Annotated in this window: 15 protein-coding genes; 4 read left to right on the top strand and 11 right to left on the bottom strand. The window is 69.2% G+C overall.

All coding sequences use genetic code 11. The features are described from left to right. Positions 1 to 83: 83 nt before the first annotated feature. The 5 genes from ABD355_RS41555 to ABD355_RS41535 form a co-directional block, all read right to left on the bottom strand. Positions 84 to 2,240, bottom strand: a complete 2,157-nt coding sequence (locus ABD355_RS41555) for an ICP22 family protein (protein WP_344406443.1) — start codon at positions 2,238 to 2,240, stop codon at positions 84 to 86. Positions 2,241 to 2,323: 83 nt separating this feature from the next. After that, complete coding sequence (locus ABD355_RS41550) at positions 2,324 to 2,722, bottom strand: DUF6507 family protein (RefSeq protein ID WP_344406442.1); 399 nt, start codon at positions 2,720 to 2,722, stop codon at positions 2,324 to 2,326. 60 nt (positions 2,723 to 2,782) lie between these two features. Continuing rightward, entirely contained in the window at positions 2,783 to 3,094 is a 312-nt protein-coding gene (locus ABD355_RS41545; protein ID WP_344406441.1) for a pore-forming ESAT-6 family protein, read from the bottom strand. A gap of 62 nt (positions 3,095 to 3,156) precedes the next feature. Further along, on the bottom strand, positions 3,157 to 3,489 hold the full coding sequence (locus ABD355_RS41540; protein ID WP_344406440.1) for a hypothetical protein: 333 nt from the start codon (positions 3,487 to 3,489) through the stop codon (positions 3,157 to 3,159). Positions 3,490 to 3,750: 261 nt separating this feature from the next. Next, the gene (locus ABD355_RS41535; RefSeq protein WP_344406439.1) at positions 3,751 to 4,239 is read right to left on the bottom strand and encodes a hypothetical protein; all 489 of its coding nucleotides are present in this window, start codon (positions 4,237 to 4,239) and stop codon (positions 3,751 to 3,753) included. A gap of 159 nt (positions 4,240 to 4,398) precedes the next feature. Between ABD355_RS41535 and ABD355_RS41530 the strand changes: the two genes are divergently transcribed. After that, on the top strand, positions 4,399 to 5,433 hold the full coding sequence (locus ABD355_RS41530; RefSeq protein WP_344406711.1) for a sulfotransferase: 1,035 nt from the start codon (positions 4,399 to 4,401) through the stop codon (positions 5,431 to 5,433). A 56-nt stretch (positions 5,434 to 5,489) separates the two neighbouring features. Here the strand turns inward: ABD355_RS41530 and ABD355_RS41525 are convergent, their stop codons facing one another. Beyond that, a complete protein-coding gene (locus ABD355_RS41525; RefSeq protein WP_344406438.1) occupies positions 5,490 to 8,108 on the bottom strand; it encodes a LamG-like jellyroll fold domain-containing protein in 2,619 nt (872 codons plus the stop codon). A gap of 304 nt (positions 8,109 to 8,412) precedes the next feature. Further along, the gene (locus ABD355_RS41520) at positions 8,413 to 9,909 is read right to left on the bottom strand and encodes an arabinofuranosidase catalytic domain-containing protein (protein ID WP_344406437.1); all 1,497 of its coding nucleotides are present in this window, start codon (positions 9,907 to 9,909) and stop codon (positions 8,413 to 8,415) included. Positions 9,910 to 10,477: 568 nt separating this feature from the next. On the opposite strand from ABD355_RS41520, the gene ABD355_RS41515 reads away from it, so the two are divergent. Next, complete coding sequence (locus tag ABD355_RS41515; protein WP_344406436.1) at positions 10,478 to 11,485, top strand: LacI family DNA-binding transcriptional regulator; 1,008 nt, start codon at positions 10,478 to 10,480, stop codon at positions 11,483 to 11,485. A gap of 106 nt (positions 11,486 to 11,591) precedes the next feature. Here the strand turns inward: ABD355_RS41515 and ABD355_RS41510 are convergent, their stop codons facing one another. The 3 genes from ABD355_RS41510 to ABD355_RS41500 form a co-directional block, all read right to left on the bottom strand. Next, positions 11,592 to 13,259: an AMP-binding protein gene (locus tag ABD355_RS41510; RefSeq protein ID WP_344406434.1), complete on the bottom strand. Its 1,668-nt coding sequence runs from the start codon at positions 13,257 to 13,259 to the stop codon at positions 11,592 to 11,594. Positions 13,260 to 13,326: 67 nt separating this feature from the next. After that, a complete protein-coding gene (locus ABD355_RS41505) occupies positions 13,327 to 13,683 on the bottom strand; it encodes a MazG-like family protein (RefSeq protein WP_344406433.1) in 357 nt (118 codons plus the stop codon). A gap of 22 nt (positions 13,684 to 13,705) precedes the next feature. After that, the gene (locus ABD355_RS41500; protein WP_344406431.1) at positions 13,706 to 14,272 is read right to left on the bottom strand and encodes a DoxX family membrane protein; all 567 of its coding nucleotides are present in this window, start codon (positions 14,270 to 14,272) and stop codon (positions 13,706 to 13,708) included. A 170-nt stretch (positions 14,273 to 14,442) separates the two neighbouring features. Here ABD355_RS41500 and ABD355_RS41495 point away from each other — a divergent pair, with 170 nt between their 5' ends. Together ABD355_RS41495 and ABD355_RS41490 are read left to right on the top strand one after the other, a co-directional pair. Continuing rightward, entirely contained in the window at positions 14,443 to 14,769 is a 327-nt protein-coding gene (locus ABD355_RS41495; protein WP_344406430.1) for a nuclear transport factor 2-like protein, read from the top strand. A 58-nt stretch (positions 14,770 to 14,827) separates the two neighbouring features. Next, the gene (locus ABD355_RS41490; RefSeq protein ID WP_344406429.1) at positions 14,828 to 15,808 is read left to right on the top strand and encodes an aldo/keto reductase; all 981 of its coding nucleotides are present in this window, start codon (positions 14,828 to 14,830) and stop codon (positions 15,806 to 15,808) included. Positions 15,809 to 15,843: 35 nt separating this feature from the next. On the opposite strand, the gene ABD355_RS41485 is transcribed toward ABD355_RS41490, so the two are convergent. Next, positions 15,844 to 15,984 carry a hypothetical protein gene (locus ABD355_RS41485; protein WP_344406426.1) on the bottom strand — a complete coding sequence of 47 codons (141 nt, stop codon included), beginning with the start codon at positions 15,982 to 15,984 and terminating at the stop codon, positions 15,844 to 15,846. Positions 15,985 to 16,056: the final 72 nt, after the last annotated feature.

Raw genomic sequence — 16,056 nt, 5'->3', positions numbered from 1 at the left:
GACCCGCCGCCCATGTCCAGCCCACTCTGTTGCGTCAGGGCTTGGTGGCGTTGCCATGTCGGATACCTTTCATTGTGGTTGGCTCACTTAGGGGCAGGCCCGAATTCGATGAAAATTATTCGTGCCTGGACAAGATAGTTTCGAAGTTGCTGCGATGGCGGTGCGTGGAGAAATACCCACCGAGGATCAAACGTGGGGTCTTTTCTCCGCAGTGTCAAGTCTTTATTGATCTGCTCCTTGATGCCCGGGCTCAGGGGCACTTCGCCCTTGACTGCCTTGGTGCCACCGCCTTCGAGCTTAACGGTGCGCCACTCCAGGTAGTGCTTGACCTCGACGGCCAGCGTACGCCCGTCTGCAGTCCGGACCGGCACGTCCACATGTCGTCCGCCGGGAGTTTCCACCGGGTGGTAAGGGTGCTGGTGTGGGGCCACGGGATAGTGCTGTTCGGGGCCTCCGCCGAACATCTCCCGGACATAGTCCTCGGCGCCTTTGTACCGGGCACGGCTGTGGCGCATGTTCCGCATCTCCCGCAAGGTCCGCTCGGCGGTACCTGCTGGAAGTTCAGGTCTGCTGAAGTCAGGTTGTGCTGGGTCTCCGTGGTGCGCCTGCTCCTCAGCGCCGACTCCGTGATCCTCCGCTTCTGCATCGTGCCTGTCATGCGCGTGGTCTTGGCCATGGTGCGGCTGTTCACTCCTGTGTCCCGACTCGCCGTGACCACCGCCAGTCGAAGCACTGTGGCTCCTCGTCGACGCATCTCCCGAGCCGTGTGAAGCGCCACTCTCACCTGCCGATGGGCGCTCGGAGGCAGTCGAGCCCGGCCCAACGTCTCGTGCGCCACTCCCGGTAACAGGCTCGCCGGCGTGACCCGCATCGGCGACAGAGTTTGTCGCCGCGTGAGCGCCGACGAGTTCAGGCTCTCGTGTCCCTGCTGCCAGTGTGTGCGGTGTGGACTCCAGGGTTTGGCGTTCGACGGCCGACGCCTCGACCTTGGCCTCCGTGACGTGTTGCCGCAGGCTGCCGTCGGCATTGAGGACGTGGCCGTTGCTGGTGAGGTAGACCGGGTTGCCCTTGGCGTCGACGTACTCGATGGCGTTGTCGGGCACCGAGGCCGGGCGTTCCGCGAGGGGCATTGGGTGTTCAGCGGGCGTGTACCTGTCGGCGACGTTCGCCATGTCCAGGTACGTGCCGCTGTGGAGATTCTTCAGCGTGGTGAAGGTGTCGCCGACCTTGATGAAGGCGAACTTGCCCACCTTGCCGATGTACGTCATCGGGTCGATGGCCCGGCCGACCTTGCCGACCACCGAGAGGGTGCGGGCCGCGGCGCCGGCCTTGCCGGCTCCGCTGGCCGCGCTGCCGATGCCCTCGGTGCCGGCCACGGTCAGGACGTTGAAGCCGAACGCGCCGGCCGCGCGGGCCGGGTTGGTCTTCCACTGGTCGTAGGCGAGGAAGCCTTTCACCGCCTGGGTGTGGACCTTGCGCGACTCGCGCAGCCAGGAGGGCAGTTGGTCGTCCGGAATCAGCCACCAGGTACCCAGCGTCGCGCTGGTGAGGGAGGTGGCGGTGCCCAGCTTGGCGAGGTTCTTCCAGGCCTCGCCGGCCGCGCCCCAGCCGTCCGAGCCGAACAAGGTGCCCAGGCCATGGAGGGTGCCGATGACACCGTCGTGCCAGACACCGTCCCACACCTGCCCGGTCTGGTGGACCAGCCAGGACCAGCCCTCGTACTCACGCTCGACCGGTGCTCCCCAGGGGGTTTCCTTGGCGTGGTCGAGGTCGTCGGCGTTGTAGCCGTACGTGTTCTTGCCGTGGGAGCCGTCGTCGGCGCTCAGCCCTGCTCCGCCGATCAGCGCCATGATCTTGTTGTAGGCGGTGCGTTCGGCGGCCTGGAAGGCGGCGACCGTGTGGTTGACGTCGTGCCACAGGTCGTTGTTGTGGTCGACCTTGTCCTGGTCCTTGCGCCAGTCGTCGTCCCCGGTCACCGAGTTCACGAACGCCGTGGCGTCGGCCTTGAGTGCGTCCAACTTCTGTACCAGCGGCTGGACTTCGAAGCTGTAGTCCGACAGGGCCGTGGCGACCTTCTCCAGGTCGTCGGCGAACGCGTCCGACTTCTGCTTCACCGGCAGCGTGGTGGCGAACAGCTGCTCCGCCTCCGGCGCCGAATAAAACGCGGACAGGCCCTGGAACTGGGTGTGCACATCCGAGCCGGACGCCCGGAACTGGCCCGCGTCCGCGGTCAGGAGCATCACATCGGTGTCCAGGGTGGCCAGGTCGCCGATGAAGTGCGGGATCCCCGACGGGTCTATGAGCTTCGCCTCGTCGCCCACCGCTACTGGCCCTCCCGGGGACGACCCGCCTCACCCTTGCCGGGCATGTCCACCTTGGGTTCCTTGGCCGCCGCCTGTTGGGCGTTCGCCGCCTGCTCCAGAGCGCCGGCCATGTAGTGGCGGGTGGCCTCGTCCGCTCCGTTCAGGGACTTCGAAGTCCGTTCGGCGATGTAGAGGAGATCCCGGCTCCAGCGTTCCGCGAACTGGGCCAGTGCCGAACCGACCAGCCCGGCTGTGCTGGTGTACGGCCCGTACTGACTGGTCAGAGTCCCCGCCGCGGAGGCGGCTTCCTGGAGACTGCCCTGCATCGCCGAGCCCGCGTCCGACATGTCCTTCGCCGCGGCCGCCGTCTTGGACAGCACGCCGTACACCCCGGCCGGATGGATGTCCCACCCCGTCACGACATTCCCCCTCGTCCCCGTACCTGCCGGGCATCTGCCCGCCGCCCGCCTGCCGCTGTGTCAGCCGATGTTGTCGACCGCCGCCTTGGCCTTGGCCAGGGTCGACTGGGCGGTGCCGTCGTTCTGTTCCAGCGTCGAGCGGACCAGCCGGATGATCTCGCGGACCTCGCTGGCCGCGCGGTGCCAGCGGACTTCCTTGCCGTGGTACTCGTCGGCGACGCCGTCCGCGGTGAAGTCGGCCATCGCGGCCTTGACCGCGCGGTCGCGGTCGGCCAGTACGCGCTCCAGCTGGCCGATGACGCCGGCGAGGCTGCCCTGGACCTCGGCGGAGGCGCCGGTGTCGTAGGAGCGCCGGTCCTGGTTCTGGGCCATGATCGAGTGTCCCCCTGAAGTTGGTGATGGATAAAGCGACTTGACGGCTGTCGCTACGGCGCTCAGCGGGCGCCGAAGCGGGCCGCGTCGAAGTTGGCGGCGCTCATGTTGTGCTGGGCGTTGTCGCCCAGTTCCACATCACCGGTACCGAACGCGGTGTCCATGCCGGACTGACCGCCCAGGATCGCGCCGAGCGAGCTGTTCAGCTCGTTGGTGATCTCGTCGGCATGCGCCTTGAACGCGTCGAACGCGGCTTTGCCCGCCCCGTTGAACTTCCCCTCGAGCGGTTCCGCCGACTGGATCAGCAGTCGGATCAGCGCGCCCAGGTCCTCGCTGGAACCGACGGTGCTCTTGCCGAGCTCCGACAGGGTCGTCGACCCCATGTCGAACTTCATCAACCCACCCCCGTAAGTGTGTTGTGTGCTATTGCTGCATGGCCGTCACGAGGTGATGGTGTGTCACGCACGCCTCACAGCTCGTCGAACATCCTCTCGTATCACACGTTGCAGACGCAACGCAGAAGGTGGCGAAGTGGCGTGATCTAGTTCATGAGGGGCCGTGAAAGAACGTGTGGGCTGCAGGGCGGCCGGTGCCTCTCCCGGGTGACTGTGCTCGTCTTCGGTGCTCGACGAGGGCATAGCTCCGCTGCCGAAACGTCAGGTGCGGTCGTGTCGGATCAAAGTGTCGTAGGTGCCGAAGTCGGGCACCGACTCCCAGTTGCCGGCGACGTCAATGCCGTGGCGGCTTTCCCTGGACTCCTCGCCGTCGACCTCTACAGTGCGCCGAATGGTGCCCTCCGTCGTGAACTCGTACGACTCCGTGCGCTGCGCGTCCGCGTATCCGCCTCGCTCCTCAGAACCGCCGTAGTCGTACGAGGTTGCTGTCTCCAGAAAAAGGGAGCCATCGATGAGGGTGAAGGTGTAGTCGAGAGAGTCACGTCCGTGCTCGTCCATGAAAATGACTGTGGCGTAACCGGTCTCCAGCCGCATTTCCACGCGTAGCGCCGGGGTGGAGTGCTCATCGGCGGATGCGACAGCGGTGTACAGCTCGCCGGACGCATGCCGGGCCTGAGCTTGCTCGGGCGTGAGTGAGTTCATGGGCGCCTCGGTGAGGTTGTTCCACTGCTCGCAGTAAGTCCAGATCATCGCTGATTCAGCCCGTGCCCTCCGGTAACCAGACGTCTCGAGCGGGCGCATTGCGGGCATGCCCCCCGCCGCCCCGTAAAGTAACGCCGTTACCGAGTCGGACGGCCCGCACACACGTGAACGGCCCCCGAAGACCGGCGGACCATGCGAAAGGTGACCATGCGCTCCTTGACCTTCGTCATCGGTACCGGACGCAGCGGTTCGACCGCGCTGTCGCGCATCCTCAATGCCCACCCGGACGTGCTGAGCCTCAATGAGTTCATGGCCTCGGTGGGTGACGCGGCCTTCCCGGAAGGGGACTTGAGCGGCGAGGAGTTCTGGCAGACGCTCTACGAACCCGCCCCGCACTTCGAGCGGATGATCCGCAGTGGGCTGCCGTTGCCGGAGTTTCTCTATACGCGTCGGCCCGGGAGGTACACGGCGGAGACCACCGGGATCCCCGCGCTCTCCCTCATGGTGCTGCCCCACCTCACGGACGACCCGGACGGGCTTCTCGACGAGCTCGGTGCAGCGGTGGTCCGCTGGCCCCAACGGATCGCCGCAGAGCACCATCAGGCGCTGTTCGGCCTGCTGTGCGCGCGGTTCGGGCGGACCGCCGTCGTGGAGCGGTCCGGCTACTCGACCGGCTGGGCGCCCGGACTGCGGGCCGCGTTCCCGCACGCGCGGTTCGTGCACATGTTCCGGGACGGGCCGGACTGCGCCCTGTCCATGAGCCGTCATCCCGGATACCGCACGATCTCCTTGCTGCGCGAGATCAAGGCACAAGCCGGCATCGGCAGTCTGGGTGACCTGACGCCCGAGCACGTTCGTGCGCTGCCCGCGGACCTGGCACCGCTGCTCGACGAGCGCTTCGATCCCGCCCTCGTACGCGACCGGGACATCCCTCTGCGGACGTTCGGCGCCCTGTGGTCGGAGCTCGTCACCGAGGGCACGCGGTTTCTCAGCGGATTGCCCGCCGACCAGCGCAGCACGCTCTCGTACGAGGACCTCCTGGAGCATACGGACGAGGAGTTGACCCGTCTGGCCGACTTCATCGGCGTCGCGCCCCTGCCCGAGTGGCTGCTCACCGCATCCGCCCTGCTCGACCACAGCCGCCGCGGGTCCGCCCGGAGGCTGCCCGCGGCCGAGTTCGACGAACTCAGCGAGAGCTGCGCCCCAGGCACCCGTGTGCTGGAGGGGTGTCCGGGGCGCTGACCGGCGTGCGCGTGGGACGTCCGCCTCCCGCACGGGACGCAGACGTCCGCGCCGTATCAGGTCAGGGTGAGTTCCAGGACCGTCACGGAGAGCGCCGGCACGGTGCTCGTGAATGTCGCCGCGGCGCCCGTGACCGTACTGGTAGTGGGGACGAGGGTGTCGGGGGACGTCAGGGTGTTGGTCGTGGTGCGTGAAGGGCCCGTCAGGACGGTTGCCGTGGCGTTCCTTCTGACACCCTTCGCCAATCCCTTCAGTTCGACCGGCACATTCACCTTCTCCGTCCCGGAGTTGACCACCGCGAGGTAGAGACGGTTCCCGGCGCGGGTGGCGACGGTGGAGACGGCGGGCAGCGCGCGTGCGGTGGCCGGGAGCACCGTGTTGCCCAGCTTGCTCGTCAGCATGTGCTGGGCCCAGTAGCTGGGCGAGACGTAGCTGGTGAGGTTGTCGTAGGCGATCAGGTTGGTCGCCCACACGTTGTTCTTGACGTGGGAGAAGAGCGGGGCATAGCACTCCATCAGGACCTGGTCCGAGTTGCGGATCAGGCCGGCCAGCCATGCGGCGTCGCCCAGCGCGGCATTGAGGTCGGGGGTGGGGCGGCCCTCCTGCGCGGCCCATTCCCCGACGAAGACCTTCGTCGAAGCGCGGTCCCGGTTGTCGTACTTGTGGGTGGCCGACTGGGCGGCGGACGGTGCGAGGTAGTAGTGCTCGTCGATCAGGTCCGGCGTGCGGCTCGTCACCGTCGTCGTGGCGATCAGCTTCAGGTGCGGGTACTTCGTCTTGATCGCGTCGTGGAAGGCCGTGAACCGGGCGTCGTAGGAGCCCGAGGAGTCGAACCAGTCCTCGTTGCCGATCTCCACGAACTCCAGCGGGAACGGTTTCGGGTGGCCGTCGGCCGCGCGCTTCGCACCCCAGGTGCTGGTCACGGGGCCGGTGACGTACTCGATCTCGTCGAGGGCGTCCTGGATGTACGGCTTGAGGGCGTCGCCGGTGACGTGTTCGCCCTTCAGCGTGTAGCCGGCGAAGACGGCCAGGACCGGCTGGGCGTGCATGTCCTCGACCCATTCCAGGTATTCGAGGAGACCGAGGCCGTCCGTGGACCAGTAGCCCCAGGCGTCGTCCATGTGGCCGGGGCGCTCCCAGACCGGGCCGATGGTGTTCTTCCAGTTGAAGCGGGTCGCGATCGTGTTGCCCTCCAGGAAGTTTCCGCCGGGGAAGCGCAGGAACTTCGGCTTCAGGGCGACCAGCTTCTCCATCAGGTCGATGCGCAGGCCGTTGGGGCGGTTGTTGTAGGTGGGCGGGAAGAGGGAGACGTGCTGGAGCCACACGGTCGCGCCCGCGGCGGCGGGGTCCGTGGTGGTCACGGTCAGCCTCGCGTCGCCGGTCACGGGGGCGCCCGAGCCGGTGCGCAGGGTCAGTTCGAAGGGGCGGTTGCCGAACTCGGTGCCGATGTGGGGCACACGAGCGGACGCGTACACCGTCGCGCCGTCCGCCGACTCGATGGCCACCGTGAGGGGACCGATTCGGCGCGACGCCTTGGCGAAGAGGCGGGCCGTGTAGGTGGTTCGGGGGCGTACGGGGATGCCCCAGAAACCGTCGTTGGCCACTCCGGCCCGGCTGCCGGCTCCGGTTCCGCTCGGCAGTACGACCTTGAGGGAACGCGTGAGTACGTCGTTGAGGGGCGTGGTGGTGTCGAGGGCGAGGGTCGTGCCGCCGACGGCGGACCAGTGCACGGGTGAGGTGTCGCTGGCCATCATCGAGCGGTTCTGCACCAGTTCGGCGTAGATGCCGCCCTCGCCGGAGTGGTTGATGTCCTCGAACATCAGGCCGGGCAGGATGGGGGACACGGCGTGGGCGGGGTGCGCGACGTCCACGCTGAGCAGCGGGGTCGTGGTCTCCACCGGCACCCCGGCCAGCGTGGCGACCTGGTCGGAGGTGAGGGCGGTCGGGAACATCCACACGTCGTCGATCAGGCCGTGCCACTGGTCGACGTGCCCGCCGCCGTAGAGCGCCCGGCCGATCGCGGTGTCGCCGGTGCCGGCCCAGCCCGCGGTGTAGTCGGCCTGGCCCTCCAGCACACCGTTGACGTAGAGGCGGGTGACGCCGGCCGAGGGGTCGCTGACGCCGACGAGGTGGGTCCACGTGCCGGTGGTGGGGGCGGACGCGGCGGCCGCCACGGCGGCGCCCTGGGTGGCGTCCGAGGCGAGCCGGGCGAAGGCGAAGGTGCCGGTGTCGTCGCGCAGGCCCAGGTAGAAGGCGCTGACGACCTGGCCGTCGATGCTGACGGCGGTCTGGTAGCCGCCCAGCTGGCTGAGATTGACCCAGGCGGCCACCGAGAACGCCTTGGAGGTGTCGAGGGCGGGCCCGGAAGCGGTGGCGTTGCCGCCGGCGGTGAGGCTCAGGCTGTGGGCGCCGACCTTGCCGGTGTCCCAGCCGGCCGCTCCCTGGAGGGTCGCGCCGTGGCCGTTGCCGGTGGCGTCGGCGGCGGCGGTGCCGGAGCCCTCGTCGAAGGTCCAGTGCGCGGCCGCGGCGGGGAGGTCCGAGGCGGTGGCGTCCGTGGCCGCGCCGGAGCGTTCGGCGGCCCGGGCCGGAGCGGCAGCGGCGAAGGTCCCGGCCAGCGAGGCGGCGCCGAGGGCTGTCAGGACGGTTCTGCGGGGGAGTCCGGCTTGTGAAGGCATGCGGGGTTCCTTTGCGAGACGGATTCATCGGGACAGGGACGACTGCGTGGGGGCGTGGTCGGGGAGGGGAGCATGGGCGGGAGGTGGGGTGAGGCGAGACGGGGCCCTTCCGCGGCGCGCCTCGGCCGCGTCCGGAGGCAGCTGGACGGGCGCGGCCCGGTCGCGGATCGGCGGGCTCCGGGCCGGCTGTGGAGGGGTCGGGTCGGCAAGTGGCGCGGCCCCTGCATCGATCGCGTCGGCGGGACAGACGCCGACGGTCCGCCGTCGGGGAAGCCGGCGGACCATCGGCGAGCGGGTCGTCGGGTCAGGGGGCGATGTCCCACTGCTGGCAGGCGTTGTCCAGCTGGGCCCACTGGCGGACGAGCGTGCCGTTCGCGGTGCCGCAGTTGGTCACGTCCAGCGTCATGCCGCTGTTGACGTTGCTGATCGTGTAGTGGCTGCCGGCCGGGGTGACGTCCCACTGCTGGCAGGTGTTGGCCAGCGACGACCAGAGCTGCGTCGCGGTGCCGTTGCCGATGCCGCAGTTCTTGTCGTCCAGGACCGTGCCGCTGTTGACGTTGGTGATGGTGTAGTGGCCGTTGCCCGCACTGGAGAACTTCCACTGCTGGCAGGTGTTGCCGAGGGAGGCCCACAGCTGCACGGCCGTACCGTTCGCCGTCCCGCAGTTCTGGGCGTCCAGCACCTTGCCGCTGTTGGCGTTGGTCAGCCGGTAGGCGGTGCCGGTGACCGGGAAGGTCTGGGCGGCCTGGGTGTAGCCGACCGAGACGATGTCGGCCTGCACGGCGTTGTCGGCCGCGTCGGTCGGGTAGCCCGAGGTCATGACGCCCTCGAAGAACGAGCCGTCGGACCAGTTGCTGTCGTCACCGCCGGTGCCCAGGACGATGGCGCCCTCCTTGGACATCGGGATGTAGCCGCCGGTGGTCGGCAGGCTGCCGTTGTAGTCGGTCTTGAGGGAGCCCGACTGGGCGTTGCCGTCCTTGATGGCGTACGTACTGGTGCCGTTGTTCTTCAGCAGGGCCGTGACGAAAGCACTGGAGTTGCCGGTGTTGTTGCCGTTGGTGCCGTTGCCGCCGGCGAACAGGCCGTTCTCCAGGTCGCCCATGACCCAGGGGCCGGAGCCGGAGCAGGGCGAGAACCAGCACTCGGTGCCGAAGTTGACGGCGTCCATGTGGCCGTTTCCGGTGTCCTTGCTGTTGGTCTCGGCGTTGCCGTAGTCGAAGCAGCAGTTGCCGTCGACGTGGTGGCCGCTGGTGACCATGTAGGTGCCCTCCGGCCGGCTGCCGGTGGCGATGCCGTTGGTGCTGTTGTCGCGGTAGCCGACGCCGGCCTGGACGGAGACGCCGTAGACCTTGTGACCGCCGGCCGTCACGGGCAGGGCGTTGGCGATGGCGCCGACGTCCTGCCCGCCGTTGCCGCCCGGGCCCTCGATCGTGAGGTGGTTGCCCTTGCCGCTCTGGTCGAAGATCTCGGTGATGATGCACTCGGTGCCGGAGCAGAAGGAGTCCTGGGCCGCGGCGTTGGCGTAGCCGCCGGCGCTGAGCGTCCCGATGTTCGTCGTGGCGTTGTCGGAGAGGCGTTTGACCTGGTAGAGCGCTCCGCTGTACGAGGCGAGCAGGGCCCGGGTGGTGCTGTGCGCGGCGACACAGGGCGTGCCCGCGGCGGCGTACACGTCACACGGGAGGGACGAGGCGGCCTGGGCCGTGCCCGCGGTGCCGATGGTCGCGGCCAGGATGCCGGCGACGAGTGCGAGGACCGCGCCCACCGCCCTCAGCCGGAGAGCTGTCAGGCGTCTGACTGTCACTGTGAACCTCTTCCGTCTTGCGTTCTTCGCCGGCTCGGCGCCACATGGGCGAGGGAATTGTGCGCGCTAACAATCGAGGCTGTCGTAAGCCGCCGCTCATCCGAGCTCTCTGGGGGTGGGGGGAGGGGAAGCGGCCGGAGTGCGTGGTGCTCGCAGGTCAGAAAGGTGGTCCGGTCTCCACCGGGGCGTTGCGCATATGGCGTTCTCGGGCAGCGGGGGTGATCGCCCGGTCTCGCGACTCCGTCTTTTTACGCCGCCATGAACAGACGGTCAACTCTCTTGAATGGTCAAGAAAAGGGAAACTGTGGGTGTGAACTCCCTGTGGTCCGGCCTGTGTTCTTGGTCCGGCGGAGCCCTTCCTGAAGGAGAATTCGCTGTTCACTGGGCTCTTGAGCCTCTGAAAGGCTCCGTCGGCAAGCCGAGCGCGAGCGTCGGGAGCCTTGACCCCGCCAGATTGTGTGCGTTAACAATTCCCCGCGGCGGGTCGGCCCCACCCGGAGGAGCTACCGATCGGAAACAATGGCAGCGATGAAGGAGGTGGATCGTCGACACGGAACGCGCACCGGTGATGGCGGACGTGGCCCGGCTCGCGGGTGTCTCGCACCAGACCGTCTCGCGGGTGCTCCACGACCACCCGAACGTACGGCCCACCACCCGGGACCGGGTGCTCGCCGCGGTCCGTGAACTCGGCTACCGCCCCAACGCCGCCGCCCGCACCCTGGCAACCCGCCGCACCCGCACCCTGGGTGTGATCAGCTTCAACACCACGCTGTACGGCCCGGCCTGCATGCTCTACGGCATCGAACAGGCGGCCAGACAGTACGAGTACTTCGTCACCGTGGCCGCCGTGGGCGCTCTCGACCGGCGTTCGGTACTGGACGCCGTGGACCGGCTTCGGGGCCAGGGCGTGGAGGGCATCATCGTGATCGCGCCGCAGAGCACCGCGGTCGCGGCACTGGGGAACGTACCGCCGGACGTGCCCCTGGTGGCGGTCGGCTGTGGCACCCACACCGAACTGGCCTCGGTCGCCGTGGACAACGAAGCGGGTGCCGAACTCGCCACCAACTACCTGCTCGACCTCGGCCATCGCACGGTGCACCACCTGGTCGGGCCGCGTTCCTGGCTCGACGCGCAGGAGCGCGAGGCCGGATGGCGCAGCGCCCTGGAGAAGCGGGCCGCCGCTGTGACGGAACCGCTGGCCGGCGCCGACTGGACGGCTCGCACCGGATACGAGCTCGGGCGCCGGATCGCCGCCGACCCCGAGGTCACGGCGGTGTTCTGCGCCAACGACCACATGGCCCTCGGCCTGCTGCGGGCCCTCCAGCAGGCGGGGCGCAGAGTGCCCGAGGACATCAGCGTCGTCGGGTTCGACAACATGCCGGAGACCGAGTACTTCGGTCCCTCGCTGACCAGCGTCCACCAGGATTTCGACGAACTCGGCAGACGGGCCGTGGGGGCGCTGATCGAGATCGTCGGCGCCCCCGAGTCACGGCTCCCGGCGGCCGCGGAAACACCTCACATCGTCATCCCGCCCACGCTCGTGGTGCGAACTTCGGCGACCCGGCCCCGCCCCTGACGCATAAGTCTCAAACGGAGCGCCATCGGTTGGGCGCATCCCTTCATGGCGCGCGTCATGATGGTCCGCACCCACCGTCGGCTTGCCCTCGCCGCCGGGAACGACGTCACCTGGGCAGTCGGCCCGCCGCGTACTCCTCCCGGAGCGTGTTCTTGCGGATCTTGCCTGAGCCGGTCAGGGGGAAGCCCTCGACGAACACCCAGGTGCGGGGCGTCTTGTGCGGGGCCAGATGGGCGCGTACGTGGGCGAAGAGTTCCTTCTCCAGCACGGTCTCATCCACCGTCTCGCCCGCCGTGTGATCCGGGGTGAGGCGGATGAAGGCCGCGACCCGCTCGCCCCAGACCGGGTCAGGTACGCCCACCACCGCGGCCTCGGCCACCGCGGGGTGTTCGGCCAGGACCTGTTCGATCTCGCGCGGGTAGATGTTCTCGCCACCGCGGATGATCATGTCTTTCAGGCGGCCTTCGATACGGCAGTAGCCGCGCTCGTCCATCGACGCGAGGTCGCCGGTGTGCAGCCAGCCGTCGGGGTCGATGGCGGCCGCGGTCGCGTCCGGGGCGTCGAGGTAGCCGGTCATGACGTGGTAGCCGCGGGTGCAGAGTTCGCCCGTGGTCCCGGGCGGTACGACCGCTCCTGCCGCGTCCACGATCTTCACCTCCGTCAGCGGGAGGGGCCTGCCCACCGTGTGGGCGCGGTCTTCCGGGGTGTCGTCGAGGCGGGTGATCGTGATGCCCGGGGACGCCTCCGTCTGGGCGTAGATGATGGCCATCGGGACGCCGAAGACCTCCTCGATCCGGCGGACCAGTTCGGGTGGCACCGAGGCGCCGCCCGACAGGATGTAGCGGAGGGAGGAGAGGTCGGTGCGGGGGAGTGCCGGGTGTTCGAGCATGGCGATCAGCATCGTCGGCACGCCTCCCATCACCGCGCAGCTTTCGGACTCGGTCAGTTCGAGCATCAGGCCCGGCTCGAAGTGCGGGGGCAGGACGTGGGTGCCCAGGCTGATGATCGAGGCCAGGGTGGCCAGTACGCAGCCCGCCGTGTGGAACAGCGGCATCGGGTTGAGCGCCGCCTCGCCGGGCTGCAGCCCGAACGTGCGGACGTAGGCCAGGCGCGCGTTGTTGGTGATCCCGCGATGGTGCAGGATCACGCCCTTCGGGATGCCGGTCGTGCCCGAGGTGTACTGGATCTGGGCCGGTGCCGAGGCGTCGACCTCCGGTAGCGCGCGGTCGGGGGAGGCCTCGGCGCAGAAATCCGCCCAGTCCTCGAACAGCACGCTCGTGTGCAGATCGGGCAGGTCGGCGCGGATGTCGGCCAGCGTGCGGGCCATCGGATTGCCACGGTACTCGCGGCGCAGGAAAACGCCCGCCGCCCGGGAATGGCCGAGCACGTGGCGCAACTCCGCCTCGCGCAGGGCCGGGTTGACGGTGACGAGCGTGATGTCAGCGAGCGCGGCGGCGAGTTCGAGGATCACCCACTCCGGGATGTTGTTCGCCCACACCGCCACCCGATCGCCCGGCGAGAAACGGCCGAGCAGGGCCCGCGCCGCGCGCTCGGACTCGTCGAGCAGTTCGGCATACGTCCACCGGCGGCGCTCGGCGGGGTTCGGCACACCCTCGACCAGGGCGACCGTGTCCGGTGCCAGCCGGGCCGCGCGGCGCAGCAGTGATCCGACGGTCTCGTCCAGGAGTTCCTCGCCGGACTCGCCCGCGCAGTACGACGTTGCCACCATGTCAGCCCCCGGAATGCTGTGCGCCATGTGTCTCGGATCGGACACGGCGTCAGTATCCGGACCTCGGCCCGCGATACGCCAGACCGCCCGCCCGATTCCCGTGCCCGCGCGGCTACGCGGACCGCCCCAGGGAGCGCGCGGTCACCTTCGCCAGATGCCGGGTGAACACCTCCCGGGTGTCCGGCGTCAGTGTGCGCAGAGCCACCAGAGCCGTGATGACGACATCGCAGAGCTCGCCCTGGACGTCCTCCCAGGTGTGGGTGATCCCCTTGCGTGGGTTCTGGCCGGTCGCGCCGATCACGGCCTCCGCGACCTCGCCGACCTCCTCCGACAGCTTGAGCATGCGCAGGACCATGCCCTCCTGGCCGCCGTGCGGACGGTTGGCGTCGAGCCACGTCCACAGATCGTCCACGGCTGCCCACATGTCGGGGGAGGTCGGGGTCTCGGGGGACAGGGGCTGATCAGTCATGGGCCCAGCCTGCCCGACCGGGTCACTCCCTGAACAGCGCCTCCTCCTCCGCGAACAGGGCCTCCTGCTCGTCCGGCTTCTTGTCCCGCAGCCGCTTGTTCCGCGCCCCCACGACCAGCGTGGTGGCCGCCGCCGTCACGCCCAGTGCCGTCGGGACCATCCAGCCGCGGTCGAAGACATGGCCGAGCGCGTGGTCGAGGGAGAGACGGCCGGGGCCGGCGACCGCGAGGCCGGTGGCGGCCAGGGCGAGGGTGGCCGCGTACTCGTAGCCGCCCTCCGCGTTGAAGAAGCCGCTCGGGGCGTGCACCGCGGACGCCCCGGCCATCGCGCCGGCCGCCGCCGCGCCCGCTGCCGGGGTCGCCAGGCCCAGCGCCAGCAGCGTGCCGCCGCCGGCCTCCGCGAGGCCCGCCGCCGTGGCGCTCGCCTTGCCGGGCATGTAGCCGACCGACTCCATGAACTGGCCGGTCCCCTCGATGCCGTGTCCGCCGAACCAGCCGAACAGCTTCTGCGCGCCGTGCGCCGCCAGCACGCCGCCGGCACCCAGCCGGAGCAGCAGCAGGCCCAGATCACGCCGGTCGTAAGAGCTCATGATTTCTCCCGGGACAGACAACGGGTCCGGACAACCGATCCGGACAACCGGTCCGGACAAACAGGAACACTCCCCTCCGCGTGTCCACCGTCCCACTCCTCACACCTCCCGGACCCCTCCGCGCAGCCGTTCGGGTGGCGGGTCCCGGCGGGCGGTGTGACTCTGCTGGCATGACGATTCAGCCAGCCAAACTCAGCGACCCGGCCGTCCGCGCGTTCGTCACCGCCGTCAACGCCCACGACCGGGACGCCTTCCTGGCCCTCCTTGCGGAGGACGCGACCATGGCGGACGACGGCGCCGACCGGGACCTCGCCGACTGGATCGACCGGGAGATCTTCTCCTCCAACGGTCACCTGGACGTCGACAACGAGTCCCAGGGCGGCCGCGCCCTCCTCGCCCACTACCGCAACGACGCCTGGGGCGAGATGCGCACCCGCTGGAACTTCACCATCGACGACGACGGCCGCATCTCCCGCTTCGAGACCGGCCAGGCGTAAGACACACGCGTACTACCCCTTGCCTTCGTGCGCGCTCCAACTCCTACCGTTCTCGGTCATGGAGACGAACAGGACCCTCGGTCGCAGTGGCATCCGGGTAAGCGGTCTCGGTTTCGGCTGCTGGGCCATCGGAGGCGAGTGGCAGAACACGGAGGGACAGCCGCTGGGTTGGGGCAAGGTCGACGACGACGAGTCCGTACGGGCGATCCGGCGCGCCCTCGACCTCGGCGTGACCTTCTTCGACACCGCGGACACCTACGGCACCGGACACAGCGAGCGCATCCTCGGACGCGCACTCGGCAAGCGCCGCGCCGATGTCGTCGTAGCCACCAAGTGGGGCAACGTCTTCGACGAGGCAACCCGCACCCTCACCGGCCGCGACGACTCCCCGGCGCACGCCCGCCGCGCGCTGGCCGCGTCGCTGAAGCGGCTGGAGAGCGACTACGTCGACCTCTACCAACTGCACATCTCCGACGCCGACCCCGAGCGGGCCGCCGAACTGCGGGACCTGTGCGAGGAGTTCGTACAAGAGGGGCTGATCCGCGCCTACGCCTGGAGCACCGACGACCCGGCCCGCGCCGCCGTGTTCGCCGAGGGGGAGCACTGCGCGGCCGTGCAGCATGCGGCCAACGTGCTGCAGGACGCGCCCGAGATGTTCGCGCTGTGCGAGGAGTCGGGGCTCGCGAGCATCAACCGCAGCCCGCTGGCCATGGGACTGCTGGCAGGGAAGCGTCAAGGCGCCCTGGAGGCGGGCGACATCCGCAGCAGGCCGCCGGCCTGGCTGGAGGGCTTCAGCGAGGGCTCCGGAGCCGATTCGGACTGGGTCGCCCGTATCGACGCGCTCCGGGAGATCCTCACCAGCGGCGGCCGTACCCTCGCCCAGGGCGCCCTCGCCTGGCTGTGGGCGCGCAGTCCCCGCACCGTCCCGATCCCCGGCTTCCGTTCGGTCGCGCAGGCCGAGCAGAACGCCGGCGCGATCGCGAAGGGGCCGCTCACCGCCGAGCAGCTGGCCGAGGTCGACCGGATCCTCGGACGGTGAGCGACAGCCCCGTCAGGAGCGCACGCCCTGTTCCGTCAGCGTGATCTGGCCCGCCGTGATGGTCGTGGACGGTCCAGGCCGCCGCCGGTGGGGCGGGGGGTGTTGGCGGAGAGCGCGATCTTCATCGTGTTGGAGGCCGAGAGCGACTTGAGGACCTTGTCCTGAGTCTGTGTCATGCCGGCCGCCGGTGATGACCAGCGCGATTCCGGGCGCCAGACCCAGTTCGGCTTGAGATAGATGCCAAACAT

The sequence above is a fragment of the Streptomyces longisporus genome, from assembly GCF_039532765.1.
Lineage (GTDB): Bacteria > Actinomycetota > Actinomycetes > Streptomycetales > Streptomycetaceae > Streptomyces > Streptomyces longisporus.
The sequence above is the reverse complement of the archived record's forward strand: the minus strand, read 5'-3'. Positions and strand labels throughout refer to the sequence as shown.